This window comes from Flavobacterium dankookense (assembly GCF_004362665.1).
In the GTDB taxonomy this organism is placed as follows: Bacteria; Bacteroidota; Bacteroidia; order Flavobacteriales; family Flavobacteriaceae; genus Flavobacterium; species Flavobacterium dankookense.
In genome coordinates this window covers 105,386-122,031 of sequence record NZ_SNXR01000013.1, presented here as the reverse complement: position 1 = coordinate 122,031, position 16,646 = coordinate 105,386, and the positions used below count along the sequence as shown (strand labels likewise).

Below are 16,646 nucleotides of genomic sequence, written 5' to 3'. Positions count from 1 at the left end.
TTTCTGCGATAATTTGTGAAATCTGTGTTTTTTCTTCTAAACAGTTAGAATTCTACAGAATATAATCCGTATTTATAAAATTAGATTCTTTGCTATTTAATAAAGCCTGAAGAATTTCATTATTGTAGGCATTGTCTTTTGAAGCAACAAAAGTTCTGATAGAAAAAGACCGCAATGCATCATGGATACTCAAAGTTCCTACTGCCGAATCTTTTCTTCCTGTAAAAGGATAAACATCTGGTCCACGCTGACAAGAACTATTCAAATTCACACGGCAAACCAAATTAACCAATGTATCAATAAGCGGTCCAATAGTTTTTATATCTCTACCAAATAAACTTACTTGTTGACCATAGTTTGATTCTGCCATATCATCCAGCGGTTCTTGAATATCTTTAAAAGTCAGAACTGGTATTACAGGACCAAATTGCTCTTCATGATAAACTCGCATTTGTTTGTTTATAGGAAATAAAATTGATGGAAAAATATAATTCTCAGTTCGTTCTCCACCTTTTTGATTAATTATTTTAGCACCTTTAATGGTAGCATCATCAATGAGTTCTTGAATGTAATTGGGTTTTTCAACTTCGGGTAATGGTGTTAGTGAAACGCCTTTTTCCCATGGATTTCCGAAAGGCAAAGCATCTACTTTTTCGGCAAATCGTTTGTTAAATTCCGCTGAAATAGTTTCGTGAACATAAAGAATTTTCAGAGCGGTACATCGTTGACCATTGAAAGATAATGTTCCAGTAATACATTCTTGAATCGCCAAATCTAAATCGGCATCAGGTAGAATAATTGCTGGATTTTTTGCTTCCAATCCTAAAATCAAACGAAGACGATTTTTATTTGGGTGTTGATCTTGTAAAGCAATTGCTGATTTACTATTACCAATCAAAGCCAAAATGTCAATTTTTCCTGATTTCATTATTGGAGAAGCCACGTCTCTTCCTCTACCATAAACTATATTGATAACCCCTTTTGGAAAACTACTTCTAAACGCTTCAAGTAAAGGAGAAATTAACAACACACCATGTTTGGCTGGTTTAAAAATTACGGTATTACCCATAATTATTGCAGGAATTAACAATGAAAAAGTTTCATTCAACGGATAATTATATGGTCCAAGACAAAGCACTACACCAAGTGGACCGCGTCTTACCATGGCATTCACACCTTGACTTTTTGTAAATCGTGCATTGTTTCTATCTAATTCTTTATAATCTTCGATAGTATCATAAATGTATTCCACAGTTCTGTCAAATTCTTTCTCCGAATCAGATAATGATTTGCCAATTTCCCACATCAAATATTTCACTACTTCGCTACGAGTAGCTTTCATTTGCGTGACAAAATCTTCCATACATTTGATTCGGTCACTCACTTTCATTGTTGGCCAGATTCCTTGTCCTTTGTCATAAGCTGCAACTGCGGATTTCACGACCTCATCGGCAGCCATTTCGCCCATAGTTGGAATTGTTCCTAACAAAGTTGGTTCATAATGCTCAGTTGAAGAAATAGTTGAATAGACTTTTGACGTTTCTCCTGTCCATTTTTTTAATTCGCCATTTACCAGATAAGTATCTTGATGTAATAAATTAGTAATTTGAAATTCTTTAGGAATAGCGTTCATAGATATGATTTTTTTATAAAAGTACTACATCTACAAAAACGCCCAACAGACTTTATTAAAAAGAAATTAACTAAAACGTTGTAATAGAATTAAATAAAAAATATAGTTAGAATTTTCTAAGACTTTCCGAAATCTTGATTGCGCATTTTTCGCCATCAATGGCAGCCGAAATAATTCCGCCAGCATAACCTGCACCTTCGCCACATGGATACAAACCTTTTAACTGTACATGTTCTAATGTTTCATTATCTCTTGGAATTCTAACTGGCGATGAAGTTCTGCTTTCTGGTGCGTGAAGAATAGCATCGTTTGTTAAATAACCTTTCATGGTTTTTCCAAATTCTTTAAATCCTTCTCGCATGATTTGAGATAAAAATCCTGGGAAAACTTGTCCCATTTCTACTGAAGTTGTTCCGGGAACATAAGATGTTTTTGGAATATCAGACGAAACTTTATTTTGCGTAAAATCGACCATTCGTTGTGCTGGAACTTTTTGAGTTTGACCTGCTAAATGCCACGCTCTTTGTTCAATGGCTTTTTGAAATTCCATACCGGCAAGAGCGCCAAATTTGGCAAAAGGTTTGAAATCTTCTAATTTTAGTTCGACTACAATTCCCGAATTGGCAGTAGCTTGATCACGTTTGGATGGCGACCAACCGTTGGTTACTACTTCGCCTGGACTTGTAGCACAAGGCGCAATTACACCACCTGGACACATACAAAAGGAATACATTCCGCGTCCATTGACTTGTTTTACAATAGAATATGGTGATGGAGGTAAAAACTCGCCACGAAAATCGCAGGAATATTGAATTCTATCAATTAGTTCTTGTGGATGTTCTGCTCGAACGCCTAATGCAAATGGTTTGGCTTCTATTAAAATTTTCTTTCTGTCTAATAATTCAAAAATATCACGAGCCGAATGTCCTGTGGCTAAAATGACTTTATTGGCTGAAATTACATCTCCATTTTGAATGACAACTCCTTGAATTTCATTACTTTTTACCAAAAAATCGGTGACGCGAGTATCGAATAAAACTTTTCCGCCACATTCGATAATTTTTTCTCGAATGTCTTGAATAATTTGAGGTAATTTATTGGTTCCAATATGTGGATGTGCTTCCACTAGAATATCATCGGAAGCTCCGAAAGCTACTAGTAATCGGAGAATTCTATCTACATCGCCACGTTTTTTTGAACGTGTATATAATTTTCCATCGGAATACGTTCCTGCTCCGCCTTCGCCAAAACAATAATTGCTGTCTTCGTTGACAATATGATCACGATTGATAGCTTTTAAATCGCGACGACGACCGCGAACGTCTTTTCCTCTTTCGATAACTATTGGTTTTAAACCCAATTCAATTAATTGTAAAGCTGCGAAAAGTCCAGCTGGTCCAGCGCCAACAACTATAACTTCTTGCTGGTTGGAAACGTTTTGATAATCGGGAAGTGCTATTTTTTGCGCTTCAAATTCTTCATCGATTAAGTAAACAGAGACTTTTAGATTAATTTTTATGGCTTTTTGTCGCGCGTCGATGGAGCGTTTTAGAACTACCACTTTTTGAACTAACTTAGTCGAAACTCGTACTGTTTTTGCCACATAGTCATAGAGCAAACTTTCATTGGCAGCTATTTCAGGAGAAACTTGTAGGTTTAATTCTTGTGGCATTTTTTAATGTATAATATAGGTTGCGACCGTGATAGTAGTGAAAAGCTTTGAGCTAAAAAAAACTTATTTTTTGCCAACAGAAAAAGCGACTAAAAGAAGCTCTTTTCTGTTGTTGCAAAAATAGTTTTTTTAGCGAGAACTTGAAACGGATAGCACGAATTGTCGCCCAAGAAAAATTATTTCTTTTCTTCGAAAGCTCGTAAAGCGAAGGAAGCCAGCCAATGTTCGCCTTCATAATTGCCGTCAACCACGGACGGAAGCGAGAAATTGAGATGGTAATCGGCGAGATTTTTCAGGTGTTTGAACTCGTTTGGATATTGATTTAACAAATAATACATGTTCCAAGCGCGGCTGAAATTTAGTCCGTCGAGATGCACTAGATGTCCATCGGTTCTGTCGGAAACGCGGGCGACTTCCCATTTGTAGTCTTTTTTGAAAAGGTTTGGTGCGAACTTTTTGAGCCAAGTTAGAAAGTCTTTTTTATTTAAAATTCGTTGCATTAACGCCATTTCTTCCATACACGGCGAAAGGAAATCGGTTCCACTTGGTTCCCAATTGAATGGACAGTTTTCGTCTTTTTGGAATAACCGAATGGCGTTTTCTTTGATGCTTTTTTGGAGTACTTCATTTTTAGAAAACACAGCATAATCCCAAGCATTTGTTAGTCCGAAAGCGGTGTTTGAATGTGTTCCAACGCGAACTGGATAAAGTAATTTAGGCAAAAATTCGATGTAACGCTCGATGATTATATTAGAAAGTGGTTTAAGATTTTGAGCCAATTCCGCAGCGAAAGGTTCGTTGCTGGTTTCGAGTTCGAGTTGTAGTTTGAGCAACCAGTTCCAGCCGTAGGTTCGTTCGAATGATTTTTCGTGTTTCTTATTGAGATAATCGATTTCTACCTGAATATTTTCTTTGGAAAGGTTGGTTTTTAGTTTTTGGATAATCTGTTCTTTGTTAGCCAAATTAGGATATCGCTTGAGCAAATAAACCAAACTCCAATGTCCGTGAACTGAGGAATGCCAATCGAAACAACCATAAAATGTTGGATGGAGTTTTTTGGGTGATTGAATTTCGGTGCTGTCAATGAGCATTTGGCCCAATTTATTTGGATACTCTTGTTGCAAGCATTTTAATGGTAATGTGGCTAAATGATTGGCTTGTTCGAGTGTTAATTCTTGAGAAAAGCTATTGAAACAAGCTGATAAAAATAAAATATAGATGAATTTCATGGTGTTGTTTTTTTCAAATGTAACAAAAACTTACCTTTGTCAAACTACTTTTTACTCTATGTCACGACAAATTAAACTGATTTGGGATTTTCGAGGTGAAGCTGCTGCAAAAACTGCCGAGCATCATGAAATTCATTTGAAAGAATATATTGCTATGGAAAAATTGCCTATTAGCATCACTGGTTTTGAGGTTAAAAATGAGTTACACGCCATTGCCTATATGGTGGTGACGGATGAGTACATGATACAAGTTCGCGATGTTTTAAAACCTCATCGAGGTGAATTATATCCTTGATTATGAGCGGAAAAGGCTTTTAAAAATCCATAAATAGCTTTAAAAATTCCGTAATTTTGAAAGTATACAATTAAAATTATAGATTTAAATGATATAGTTTTGGTTAAACTAATCAATTCTAAAATTTATGTCACAACATTACTTTCTAAAAATTCTATCGAAAGTCATCAACAATCGAGAGAAAATTTCAAAACAAAAAAATCATTCTTTAAAAATGATCTCATCAGTTGCAATGTTTTTATTCATTGCGATGAATGTTCAATCACAAACCACTTTTACTTCTGTTCAATCGGGAAATTTTACTGACGCAACAACTTGGGGAACAGCAACAGCACCAACTTCAATTGACAATATCGTAATTGCTACTGGAACAACTGTTCTTTTGGACGATTTGATAACTGTAAACGATGTAACTATTTCTGGAATACTCGAAAGTGGTACTGATTCACCAGATTTTACTATCAAAGGGAATTTGACCGTTAATAATGGAGGTTTATTTGATGCTGTTTTTTATTATGATGCTGGTAGTTTTGGTTATGATAAATCAACACAACTGACCGTTGCTGGAAATATAATAAATAATGGTAGAATAGATTTGTCTGTTGGAGCTAGTTATAATCCAGAAGGTGCTTTAGTTTTAAATGGTACTACAGTTCAAACTGTAAGTGGTTTGGGTACTTTTGGAGGAACTTTATATGTAACGGACAACACAAATAATGGAGCTGTAATTAATCAACTAATTATTGATAATTCAAGTTCTGCTACTCCAAATGTTATTTGGGGATTTAATAATATCAAAATCAAAAGCGTGCTGACTTTGGCCAATGGACGTGTTGATTTAGCGGAAAATAAAATTACCATTGGAAATTATGGTTCTGCTACGACAAATTGCACAGCTGGAAATGGTTTTCTAACTGGAACTATTGGAAGATGGTATGGAAGTTATGATAACTTTCCTGCAATAACATCTGGTTCAGATTATAACAATAATAACGCAATTTTTCCATTCATTAATATTGACGGTAAAAGCCGAGCTGCCTATATTGTAAGACCAAATGATAACACTTCATCAGCAGTTTCAGGAGAACTTTCTGTTGCTTATTATGATGCAACTGCTGTTTCTTCAGGATTTGCAATTGCAGATGGAACTTATACAGTAACCGACATTTATGAAAGTGCTTGGGTTGTTTCAAAAGATGCTACTTATTCGTTTCCAATCGGAAATCATTCTATAGCTTTTTCTGCTCAAGATGCTTATTTAGTTAAAAATGGTAATTCAAGAATTGTAAAAGCAGATGGAACAACAATTGGAAATCATCAATCTGGAACAATTATACCTTTTGCTACTAGAATTGGTCTTTCGGATTCTGATTTAGAAAATGTTTTTCAAATAGGATATAATGCTGCTGTAGACACACCTGTAACATCTATTCAATCAGGAAATTGGAATGACGCTTCAACTTGGAGTAGCAACAGTATTCCAACATGTAGTGATACAGTAACGCTACTTTCAGGACATTCCATAACTATCAACTCTGCCAGTGCAGTAACAGGTGTGAATATTTCTGCAGGAGCAACTTTAATTAACGAATCTGCAACCTTAACCGTTGGTTGTACTAATAATAACGCTACATTTTTCAATGGAGGAACATATACCATTAATGGTGGTTCATTAGTTGTTAATGGAAATATAGTTCATACTGATGGAAGTACATTCAATCAAATTGGTGGTGATATCATTGTAGATGGAAATAATAATGGTGATGCTGCAACAAGTATTGACCAAACACTTTTCAAAATTGGAAATGCAACATTAAACTTAACTGGAGGAAAAATAACGATAGTAGATCCAGCCGTTTCGAGTGCAACTATAGCAACAACTCATACAGCAACAGCTATTGTTCCATGCGTAGGATTTTTGTGCTGGTATCCAACAAGTGTTACTTTAGATTCGGTTGATGGATTATCCGTTGGACAAGTTGTTGTTGGTGATGGAATTCCTGCTGGAACTACCATTGCAAACATTAATTTTGACGGTTCAATTAATACTAATCCAAGTTTACCAGAAACAGGATTAAATTTACCACTAGAATTGACTTTTTATACTGTGACTAATTCTCCTTCTACATTTATCTACGACTCTAGTAATAACTACGCCGCAGGAGAAAATCATACACTTCAAATAGGTGATGGTATTTCAACTCAAAAAAGTGTTGTAACTACGAATGGATTTAATTGTAGTTTCAGAGCTAATAGCGGAACTTTATCATTGAATAATTTAACTATTAATGCTTTAGATGCTACAAACCGTTTTGTTAATTTAGATTCAAGCAACCCAAGTGGTTCTTCTACAATGAATGTTCAAAATGATTTTACAATAACACAAGGAAAAGTAAAAGGCGCTGGCGTGGAGACTTATTTTGGTGGAAACATTACAAACAATGGCGAATTAAATTTATATAACACTACAACTTTTGGAAATTTTATTGATGGGAATTATGTAGCTACTTCAAAACCGCAAACTATTTCTGGAACAGGAACATTTAATGCACAAACTGATGTAATGCTAAATACTCCAGCTAATACCGGTTCAGTTTCTCAACTTAGAGTGAATAATACTAGTTCAGAAGGTGTAACTTTCTTAGTGCCATTCAACGTAGTTGTTGGACTAAACATGACAGCAGGTATTATTCATACTTCTGAAACAAGTATCTTAAAAATTGGAGCTCCAGCAATGTCATATACAGCATCTGTATCTGGAAATTTTGGAGAAACATGTTATATTGATGGTCCATTTGCAAAAGATATCGGAGGCGGACAAAATGCAAATGATTTAACAAACGGTTCTGGTTTTATAGATAAATTCTTTTTCCCAGTTGGAAAATCATCTTATGCTCCAATTTGGGTTGCAGTTACAACGCCGGCTGGATCATTTGGTAGTCCTGGAACAAATTTAAAAGTAGAAGCTTTTGAAACTAATCCTGGAACAGCTTCATCAAATATCTCAAATTTAAGCCAAAACAGATGGGAAGTTTCAAAAACAGCAGGAACAGTTATCGATTTTAATATTAGTGTTGCAGATGCAAACGCCATTGAGACTAGTATCATTGTTCAGGCAGATTCAGCTACTGGAGTTTATGACAATGATTTTGGAATAACTTCAACTTTTGTTGCTGGAACGCCAAATACATTAACATCAACAAGCGAACCATTATCGTTTGATGATTTCAAAGGTTACTTTTCTACTGCTCGACAAGCAGAATGTTCTACAGTTACTCCTGGCAATACACTTGCTTCTGAAACAGCAGTTTGTTCTGGAAAATCAGTTACTTTAAGTTTAGAAAACATTATTATTGGTGAAGGTATTACTTATCAATGGCAAAGTTCAATAAACGGTACAGATTACACAGATATTGATGGTGAAACTGCTACGACTTGTTCTGTTACACCGCTTCAAGATACATACTATCGTTGCAATGTTAGTTGTTCGTTTAGTTCGACAACTGTAGCTTCAACAGCAGTTCAATTAACGTTAAATAATACTATAGTTTCTGCTACACCTGCAACTATTTGTATGCCTATTGATACTGCCACTTTATCAGCTACTTCATCTTCAGGTGATGTAAAATGGTATGGAACACAAGTTGGCGGAACAGCACTTGGAACTGGAAATACATTTACAACACCAGTAATTACAGAAACTACAACTTTCTATGCTGGAACAGAAACTACCTCTAACGGTACAGCTGGTTTACAATATACAAATGACGGATACGGTTCAGGTGGTTTAAACAGAGGATTAGTATTTAATTTAGCAAATTCAATTATTTTGAATTCAGTTAAAGTTTATCCACAACAAAATTCAGGAGGAACTGGCGTAGCTCCAATTACAATTAAAGTATTTCAAAATGGTGTTCAAGTTCCAGGAACTTCTGAAGTGATTTTCACTCCAGATGCTGCTTCTGGTTGGTCTCCAACAACTACGGCACAAACTATTACTCTTAATTATTCATTACAAGCAGGTAATAATTACTCACTTGAAATTACTGATGGTGCTTCTTATGATAATGCATTAGCTTATGTTAGTCCATTTCCTAGTCCATTCCCTGTTACAAATGGTGCTGTATCTATAATTGGAGATATTAACAACGGTTTTATCGATACATATAGTTATAACTTTTTCTTTGATTGGGATGTTACTGAAGTATGTTCATCTGCAAGAATTCCTGTTATTGCAACAGTTCAAACGGCTGAAGAATGTGAATTAGGAAATCCTACATTTTCAGATTCATTAACAAAAGTTATTGCTTATCCAAATCCTTATTCTGAAACATTTAAATTAGACATTCAAACTAACAGTTCAGCTGATGTTATAATCAAAGTTTATGACATGATTGGACGATTAATTGAAAACAAAGTGGTTAATTATACTAATTTATCAAATGCAGAAATTGGTAATGGCTATCCAACTGGAGTTTACAATGTTTCAGTATCTCAAGAAGGAAAAACCAAAACACTTCAAGTTATCAAAAGATAAAACTAAACTTCAATTCAAATAAAAATCGGCTACTTTAAAAAAGTAGCCGATTTTGTTTTTAAGAATTAAAAAGATTAATTCAATAATCTATTAAAAAAATTAATTAGCAACTTCGCTAATAAACTTTATTCGCATCAATCGTAACTCCTGAATATCATAATCGCCATCAAATGCAGCAAGAGCAGCTTCAATATTATCTGACTCTGAGTCCATGTAATATTCATGGATTTCTTCTTGTTGCTCATCATCAAGGATTTCATTTATCCAATATTTTATATTCAGTTTTGTTCCTGAATAGACTATTTGCTCCATTTCTTTGATCAAATCGTCCATTTTCATTCCTTTTGCTTTGGCAATATCTTCCAAAGAAAGTTTTCGATCAATATTTTGAATAATATACAGTTTATTTGCCGAGTTGGCGCCTGTAGATTTCACAACTAAATCATCAGGACGAATGATATCGTTATCTTCTACATATCTTGCAATTAAATTAACAAATGCAGCACCATATTTTTTTGCCTTTCCTTCACCAACTCCATGAATATTAATTAATTCATCCATAGTTATTGGATATTTCAAAGCCATATCTTCTAATGATGGATCTTGAAAAACTACAAACGGTGGAACACCAAGCTTTTTTGCTTCTTTTTTTCTCAAATCACGCAACATTGCCATCAATGCTTCATCTGCAGTTCCTGATGATTTTGCAGCTGTTACTATGGCGTCGTCTTCAGCTTCGTTATATTCATGATCTTCTGACATCATAAACGAAGTTGGATTTTTAATGAAATCGTGTCCTTTATCAGAAACTTTTAAAATTCCATAAGTCTCAATATCCTTTGTAAGCATTCCATCAACTAAAACCTGACGAATTAACGCCATCCAATAACGTTCTTCTTGGTCATTTCCACATCCAAAAAAACTTTGCGTATCAGTTCTGTGTGCTTTTATAGTAGCGTTAACTCTTCCAATTAAAGTGAAAACAATTTCTTTTGATTTATACAAATGTTTGGTATCGCGAACTACTTCCAATAATTTTTTAACATTGTCTTTTGCTTCAACTTTTACTTTTGGGTTACGAACATTGTCATCCATATCAGCACCTTCGCCAGTTTCACTGTCAAATTCTTCACCAAAATAATGCAATAAAAATTTACGTCGAGACATTGAAGTTTCTGCATAAGCAACAACTTCTTGCAAAAGAGCAAATCCAATTTCTTGTTCTGCTACTGGCTTTCCAGACATGAATTTTTCTAATTTTTCTACATCTTTATATGAATAGTAAGCTAAACAATGACCTTCACCACCATCGCGTCCAGCTCTACCCGTTTCTTGATAGTAACTTTCTAATGATTTAGGAATATCGTGATGAATTACAAAACGAACGTCTGGTTTATCGATTCCCATTCCGAATGCAATTGTAGCAACAACAACTTCAACATCTTCCATCAAAAACATATCTTGATGCTTGGCTCTAGTTTTTGCATCTAAACCTGCATGATAAGGAACAGCAGAAATTCCGTTAACTTGGAGAACTCCTGCAATTTCTTCAACTTTTTTTCTGCTCAAGCAATAAATAATTCCTGACTTTCCTTTGTTTTGTTTTATAAAACGAATGATATCCGCTTCAATATTTTTAGTTTTTGTTCTTACTTCATAAAATAAATTGGGACGATTGAACGATGCCTTGAACGTTGTTGCATCCGACATGTCAAGATTTTTTAAAATATCCTCTTGTACTTTTGGTGTAGCAGTAGCTGTTAAACCAATAACTGAGATATTCTCTCCAAGCTGTTTTATAATATGGCGAAGATTTCTATATTCAGGTCTAAAATCATGTCCCCATTCTGAAATACAGTGTGCTTCATCAATGGCAACAAAAGAAACAGGAACACTTTGAAGAAACTCTACGTATTCATCTTTTGTTAACGACTCTGGAGCAACATATAAAAGTTTAGTAATTCCCGAAGTAATGTCTTTTTTTACTTGATTGATTTCTGTTTTGGTCAACGAAGAGTTTAAAACATGAGCAATTCCATTCTCAGATGATAAACTTCTAATAGCGTCAACCTGATTTTTCATTAAAGCAATTAAAGGAGAAACTACAATAGCTGTTCCTTCATGAATTAATGCTGGAAGTTGATAACAAAGAGATTTTCCACCACCAGTTGGCATAATAACAAAAGTGTTATTACGATTAATAATACTTTTTATAACTTTTTCTTGCAACCCTTTAAATTGCGAGAAACCAAAATACTTTTTTAATTCTTTATGTATGTCAATTTCGTTTGAATTCATTCTTAGTTAATGGTATTTTACATAAATTTGCACCACATAAAGATACAACTTTCTTTTAAACATACAAATTTTATATTATTTCAATTTTGATAACTACAGAAGACATTATAGCATCAGCAAAAAAATCAATCCTTTCTCAAAGTGAATCTATCAGTAAACTAGTTAATTATATTGACACTGATTTTGTAAAAGCAGTTGAAACTATCTTCAACTCCAAAGGTAGACTTGTGGTTACAGGAATAGGAAAAAGTGCTATTATTGCTCAAAAAATTGTTGCTACATTAAACTCTACTGGAACGCCTTCTTTATTTCTTCATGCTTCAGAAGCGATTCATGGCGATTTGGGAATGGTGCAACCGGATGATGTAGTTATTTGTATTTCTAAAAGTGGAAACAGTCCTGAAATTAAAGCTTTGGTTCCGCTTTTAAAACGATTTGGTAATAAATTAATCGCCATTACTGGAAATGTAACTTCATTTTTAGGAAAAGAAGCTGATTACACGTTAAACACTCATGTAGAAAAAGAAGCTTGTCCTAATAATTTAGCGCCAACTAACAGCACAACTGCTCAATTAGTTATTGGCGATGCAATTGCAGTTTGCTTGATGGAAATGAAAAATTTCACTGCGGAAGATTTTGCCAAATACCATCCTGGTGGAGCTTTAGGAAAAAAACTTTTACTCCGTGTTGGTGAAATGCTGGATACAACTCACAAACCTATTGTTTCATCAGATTCGAGTGTAAAAACAGTAATTGTAGAAATATCCGAAAAAAGACTTGGTGTAACGGCAGTTGTTGAAAATGAAAAAGTAATTGGAATTATTACCGATGGTGATATTCGAAGAATGTTAAATAAAACCGAGACTATTAGTGGTTTAACGGCAAAAGACATTATGACTATTAATCCAAAAACGATTAAAACTACTGATTTAGTCAGTGATGCACTGAATATACTCGAAGATTTTTCGATTACACAACTTGTAGTAGTTGACGGAAGTGAGTATAAAGGTGTTTTGCATTTACATGATATTCTAAAAGAAGGTATTGTATAATGGCAAAAAAGAATATAAATGAAATGTCATTCTTGGATCATCTTGAAGATTTAAGATGGTTATTAGTAAGAAGTTCGGCTGTAATTGTAATTATGGCGATTGTGACCTACGCTTTTAGTGATTTTATTTTTGACGACATCATATTTGGTCCAACTCATACTGACTTCATAACCTATCGCTTTTTTTGTGATTTGGCTCAGTCACTTGGTGTAACAGGCGATATTTGTGTCAAAGATCTTCCTTTCACAATACAAAACACTTCAATGGAAGGACAAATTAATGTTTTCATTTGGACGTGTATCACGGCTGGATTTATTCTTGCATTTCCATATATATTGTATGAACTTTGGAAATTTATAAGTCCAGCGTTGTATGAAAAAGAAAAAAAAGGCGCAATTGGTTTCATACTAATGTCGTCTGTTTTATTTTTTCTTGGTGTGCTTTTTGGCTATTTTGTCATTGTACCGCTTTCTATCAACTTTGTGGCAACATTTTCAGTCAGTAATGTTGTAAAAAATGAATTCAATTTAGATTCATATATAGGTATGATAAAAACATCGGTTATAGCAGCCGGATTGTTTTTTGAACTGCCAATTATTATATACTTTTTAACCAAATTAGGATTAGTAACACCAAATTTCCTCAGAAAATATAGAAAATACGCTATCGTAATTGTGCTAATTGTGGCGGCAATTGTAACACCTCCAGATGTTGTGAGCCAAATTACAGTAGCTATTCCAATGCTTATAATTTATGAAGCAAGTATATTTTTATCGGTATTTGTAGAAAAAAAGAAATTAAAAAATGGCTGATTTAGTACAAGAATTTAACGATTATCGTTCTAAAATGAACGAAAAATTATTGGCAGATAACAATTTAGTTATCAAAAGAATTTTCAATTTGGATACTAATGCTTATGCTGAAGGTGCATTGGACGTAAAAACCAAAGAACTTCTGGGATTAGTTGCCTCGGCGGTTTTGCGATGCGATGATTGTATCAAATATCATTTAGAAACCAGCTACAAGCATGGAGTAACCAAAGAAGAAATGATGGAAACCATGGGAATTGCAACCTTAGTTGGTGGAACGATTGTTATTCCTCATTTGCGAAGAGCTTATGAATTTTGGGAAGCATTGGAAAAATAATTAAAAATTGAGAATTAAAAATTAATAATTAGTTAAATCGTCGATTTGGTGATTAGTTTATTTGTTAATTTGTCAAAAAATCTAACTTTCTAAAAATCTGAATCTCTAGATATGAAATTAAGAGCTGAAAATTTAGTTAAAACCTATAAAAAAAGAAGTGTTGTAAAAGGCATTTCTGTAGAAGTGAATCAAGGAGAAATTGTTGGATTACTTGGTCCAAATGGAGCTGGAAAAACAACTTCGTTCTATATGATTGTAGGTTTAGTAAAACCAAATTCAGGTAATATTTATCTTGACGATATGAATATTACCGAATTTCCAATGTACAAACGCGCACAATATGGCATTGGTTATTTAGCTCAAGAAGCTTCGGTTTTTAGAAAACTGAGTATTGAAGATAACATTTTGAGTGTTTTGCAGTTAACCAATCTTTCAAAAGCGGAACAAGAAGCTAAAATGGAAAGTTTAATTGACGAATTTAGTTTGCAACATATCCGAACTAATCGTGGTGATTTACTTTCTGGTGGAGAACGACGAAGAACCGAAATCGCACGTGCCTTGGCAACCGACCCGAAATTTATTCTTTTGGACGAGCCATTTGCCGGAGTTGATCCTGTTGCCGTAGAAGATATTCAGCGAATTGTAGCGCAATTAAAAAATAAGAACATCGGGATTTTAATAACCGACCATAACGTTCAAGAAACACTTGCTATCACTGATAAAACCTATTTAATGTTTGAAGGTGGAATCTTGAAAGCTGGAAAACCAGAAGAATTAGTTGAAGACGAAATGGTACGAAAAGTATATTTAGGTCAAAATTTTGAACTTCGTAAAAAGAAAATTGATTTTAATCAGCCTCATTAAATAAAAAAGCTTTCTAAACGGAAGCTTTTTTGTTTACTATATTATTGATTACTGAAAGTAAGACATAAATCAAGATTATCAGTGGAACAGCCACAATTTGAAGAAAAATCAGCATCAAAACTGAAATGGCTAAAAAGAAAATCTGCAACTTATATTTGGCAAAAATGAAGTTTTTAATCTTTAAAGAAAACAATGGAATTTCAGCGTTCATGACATAAGCGCTTAAAAAAGTTAATGCTAATAAAATCCATTTACTATAAGAAAAACCTAAATCAATTTCAGTGTGAAAATAATCGGCTATTAAAGGTAAACTTGTAAAAAAAAGAGCATTTGCTGGTGTTGGCAAGCCAATAAAACTATCGGATTGTCGTGTGTCAATATTAAATTTTGCTAAGCGATAACAAGCACCAAGAGTAATGATAAAGCCTAGAAAAGGAATAAAATCACTGTAAATTGTTCCAAAAAACATCTCTATATTATACAAAATTTGATACATCGCATAACCTGGAACAACTCCACTGGTTATCATATCAGCTAATGAGTCTAATTGAACTCCAAGCGGACCAGCAACATTGAATTTTCTAGCAAAAAAACCATCAAAAAAATCGAAAAAAATACCCAAACATACCAGATAAAAAGCTAATTCAAATTTAAAATCAGCCACAAAAACCAATGCAACGCAACCACAAAACAAATTAAGCATCGTAAATAAGTTGGGAATTAGGGCTTTGATATTCATTGGTTAGTGTATTAATTTGAAATTTTTACAAATTTAATACAATATGTTAGAGCATTCTACGTTTTATATTAGAGATTTTTATATGATATTTGTAAAAAGAAAAATTGCCTTGAAAAAAACGCTTTTTGTTTTATTGCTTTTTGTTAGCATTTTAACTCATGCTCAGTCAGTTAGAAAGTATTCTAATGAGTTTATGAATATTGGTGTTGATGCTGCTGCATTAGGAATGTCGAATGCAGTTACCGCTTCAACTGGAAACGTTAATTCAGGCTATTGGAATCCTGCAGGATTATTTCGAATAGAAGACAGTGAAGCTTCGTTGATGCATGCCAGTTATTTTGCCAATATTGCCCAATATGATTATGCTGCTTACGCCAAAAAAATTGATGACAGAAGTGCTTGGGGAATTTCATTAATTCGTTTTGGAGTTGATGATATTTTAAACACTACACAATTAATTGATAGTCAAGGAAATATTGATTATAATAGAATTAGTCTTTTTTCTACTGCCGATTATGCCTTGACGTTTTCCTATGCTAGAAAATCACAACTAAAAGAGATTACCTATGGAGTAAATGCTAAAGTTATCCGAAGAATTATTGGTGAATTTGCTAATTCTTGGGGTTTTGGAATAGATGCTGGTTTGCAATATCAGAAAGATGATTGGCAATTTGGTATAATGGTTCGCGACATAACTACAACTTATAATGTTTGGGCAATTGATGAAGATAAATTCAACGAAATTAAAGATGCTGTTGAAGGTCAAAATCAAGATCTGCCTGAAGATACCGAAATCACTTTACCGAAAGCACAACTTGGAATTGCTAAAAAATTTGAATTCCATTATGATTATACATTATTAGCTGCCGTAAATTTAAACATGCAATTTGCAAGAACTAATGATATTTTGGCTTCCGATGCAGTTAGTATTGATCCAGCAATTGGATTTGAATTTGGCTATACCGATTTAGTTTTTCTTCGTGCTGGAGTTGGAAATTTTCAAAATGTAGTACAACTTGATGGTTCAACTAAAGTAAATTTTCAACCAAATATTGGCTTAGGTTTTAAATACAGAGGAATTCAAGTTGATTATGCCTTAACCGATTTGGGTGACCAAAGTGCCGCTTTGTATTCCAATATATTTTCGGTAAAAGTAGATTTAAGCATTTTTAGATAAAATC

General features: G+C 33.8%; 12 protein-coding genes. 7 read left to right on the top strand and 5 right to left on the bottom strand.

What is annotated here, in order from left to right:
* Positions 1-52: 52 nt before the first annotated feature.
* From BC748_RS07100 to BC748_RS07090, 3 genes are all read right to left on the bottom strand, one after another.
* Positions 53-1,633 carry an NADP-dependent glyceraldehyde-3-phosphate dehydrogenase gene (locus tag BC748_RS07100; RefSeq protein ID WP_133532787.1) on the bottom strand — a complete coding sequence of 527 codons (1,581 nt, stop codon included), beginning with the start codon at positions 1,631-1,633 and terminating at the stop codon, positions 53-55.
* A gap of 106 nt (positions 1,634-1,739) precedes the next feature.
* Positions 1,740-3,305, bottom strand: a complete 1,566-nt coding sequence (locus tag BC748_RS07095; RefSeq protein WP_133532786.1) for an NAD(P)/FAD-dependent oxidoreductase — start codon at positions 3,303-3,305, stop codon at positions 1,740-1,742.
* A gap of 176 nt (positions 3,306-3,481) precedes the next feature.
* Positions 3,482-4,534, bottom strand: coding sequence for a DUF2891 domain-containing protein (locus BC748_RS07090; RefSeq protein WP_133532785.1), 1,053 nt, complete (start codon positions 4,532-4,534; stop codon positions 3,482-3,484).
* 58 nt (positions 4,535-4,592) lie between these two features.
* Here BC748_RS07090 and BC748_RS07085 point away from each other — a divergent pair, with 58 nt between their 5' ends.
* Together BC748_RS07085 and BC748_RS07080 are read left to right on the top strand one after the other, a co-directional pair.
* On the top strand, positions 4,593-4,829 hold the full coding sequence (locus BC748_RS07085; RefSeq protein ID WP_133532784.1) for a hypothetical protein: 237 nt from the start codon (positions 4,593-4,595) through the stop codon (positions 4,827-4,829).
* Positions 4,830-4,956: 127 nt separating this feature from the next.
* The gene (locus tag BC748_RS07080; RefSeq protein ID WP_133532783.1) at positions 4,957-9,366 is read left to right on the top strand and encodes a beta strand repeat-containing protein; all 4,410 of its coding nucleotides are present in this window, start codon (positions 4,957-4,959) and stop codon (positions 9,364-9,366) included.
* Between the two features lie 99 nt (positions 9,367-9,465).
* Here BC748_RS07080 and recQ read toward each other — a convergent pair whose 3' ends face one another.
* Positions 9,466-11,664: a DNA helicase RecQ gene (gene recQ / locus BC748_RS07075; RefSeq protein WP_133532782.1), complete on the bottom strand. Its 2,199-nt coding sequence runs from the start codon at positions 11,662-11,664 to the stop codon at positions 9,466-9,468.
* Between the two features lie 86 nt (positions 11,665-11,750).
* Here recQ and BC748_RS07070 point away from each other — a divergent pair, with 86 nt between their 5' ends.
* The 4 genes from BC748_RS07070 to lptB all read left to right on the top strand — a co-directional run bounded on the left by BC748_RS07070 (position 11,751) and on the right by lptB (position 14,726).
* Positions 11,751-12,716 carry a KpsF/GutQ family sugar-phosphate isomerase gene (locus tag BC748_RS07070; protein WP_162846427.1) on the top strand — a complete coding sequence of 322 codons (966 nt, stop codon included), beginning with the start codon at positions 11,751-11,753 and terminating at the stop codon, positions 12,714-12,716.
* Positions 12,716-13,528: a twin-arginine translocase subunit TatC gene (gene tatC, locus BC748_RS07065; protein WP_133532781.1), complete on the top strand. Its 813-nt coding sequence runs from the start codon at positions 12,716-12,718 to the stop codon at positions 13,526-13,528. The genes BC748_RS07070 and tatC overlap by 1 nt, the downstream gene beginning before the upstream one ends.
* Complete coding sequence (locus BC748_RS07060) at positions 13,521-13,862, top strand: carboxymuconolactone decarboxylase family protein (RefSeq protein WP_133532780.1); 342 nt, start codon at positions 13,521-13,523, stop codon at positions 13,860-13,862. The genes tatC and BC748_RS07060 overlap by 8 nt, the downstream gene beginning before the upstream one ends.
* 111 nt (positions 13,863-13,973) lie before the next feature.
* A complete protein-coding gene (lptB, locus tag BC748_RS07055) occupies positions 13,974-14,726 on the top strand; it encodes an LPS export ABC transporter ATP-binding protein (protein ID WP_133532779.1) in 753 nt (250 codons plus the stop codon).
* A gap of 13 nt (positions 14,727-14,739) precedes the next feature.
* On the opposite strand, the gene BC748_RS07050 is transcribed toward lptB, so the two are convergent.
* Positions 14,740-15,465 carry a CDP-alcohol phosphatidyltransferase family protein gene (locus BC748_RS07050; protein WP_133532778.1) on the bottom strand — a complete coding sequence of 242 codons (726 nt, stop codon included), beginning with the start codon at positions 15,463-15,465 and terminating at the stop codon, positions 14,740-14,742.
* A 109-nt stretch (positions 15,466-15,574) separates the two neighbouring features.
* Here BC748_RS07050 and BC748_RS07045 point away from each other — a divergent pair, with 109 nt between their 5' ends.
* A complete protein-coding gene (locus BC748_RS07045; protein WP_484083215.1) occupies positions 15,575-16,642 on the top strand; it encodes a putative type IX sorting system protein PorV2 in 1,068 nt (355 codons plus the stop codon).
* The last annotated feature ends 4 nt before the right edge of the window (positions 16,643-16,646 follow it).

Coding starts and splice junctions, on each gene's coding strand:
- tatC (WP_133532781.1), top strand. CDS start 12,716: ATGGCAAAAAAGAATATAAATGAAATGTCATTCTTGGATCATCTTGAA.
- BC748_RS07100 (WP_133532787.1), bottom strand. CDS start 1,633: ATGAACGCTATTCCTAAAGAATTTCAAATTACTAATTTATTACATCAA.
- recQ (WP_133532782.1), bottom strand. CDS start 11,664: ATGAATTCAAACGAAATTGACATACATAAAGAATTAAAAAAGTATTTT.
- BC748_RS07080 (WP_133532783.1), top strand. CDS start 4,957: ATGTCACAACATTACTTTCTAAAAATTCTATCGAAAGTCATCAACAAT.
- BC748_RS07095 (WP_133532786.1), bottom strand. CDS start 3,305: ATGCCACAAGAATTAAACCTACAAGTTTCTCCTGAAATAGCTGCCAAT.
- BC748_RS07060 (WP_133532780.1), top strand. CDS start 13,521: ATGGCTGATTTAGTACAAGAATTTAACGATTATCGTTCTAAAATGAAC.
- BC748_RS07050 (WP_133532778.1), bottom strand. CDS start 15,465: ATGAATATCAAAGCCCTAATTCCCAACTTATTTACGATGCTTAATTTG.
- BC748_RS07090 (WP_133532785.1), bottom strand. CDS start 4,534: ATGAAATTCATCTATATTTTATTTTTATCAGCTTGTTTCAATAGCTTT.
- lptB (WP_133532779.1), top strand. CDS start 13,974: ATGAAATTAAGAGCTGAAAATTTAGTTAAAACCTATAAAAAAAGAAGT.
- BC748_RS07085 (WP_133532784.1), top strand. CDS start 4,593: ATGTCACGACAAATTAAACTGATTTGGGATTTTCGAGGTGAAGCTGCT.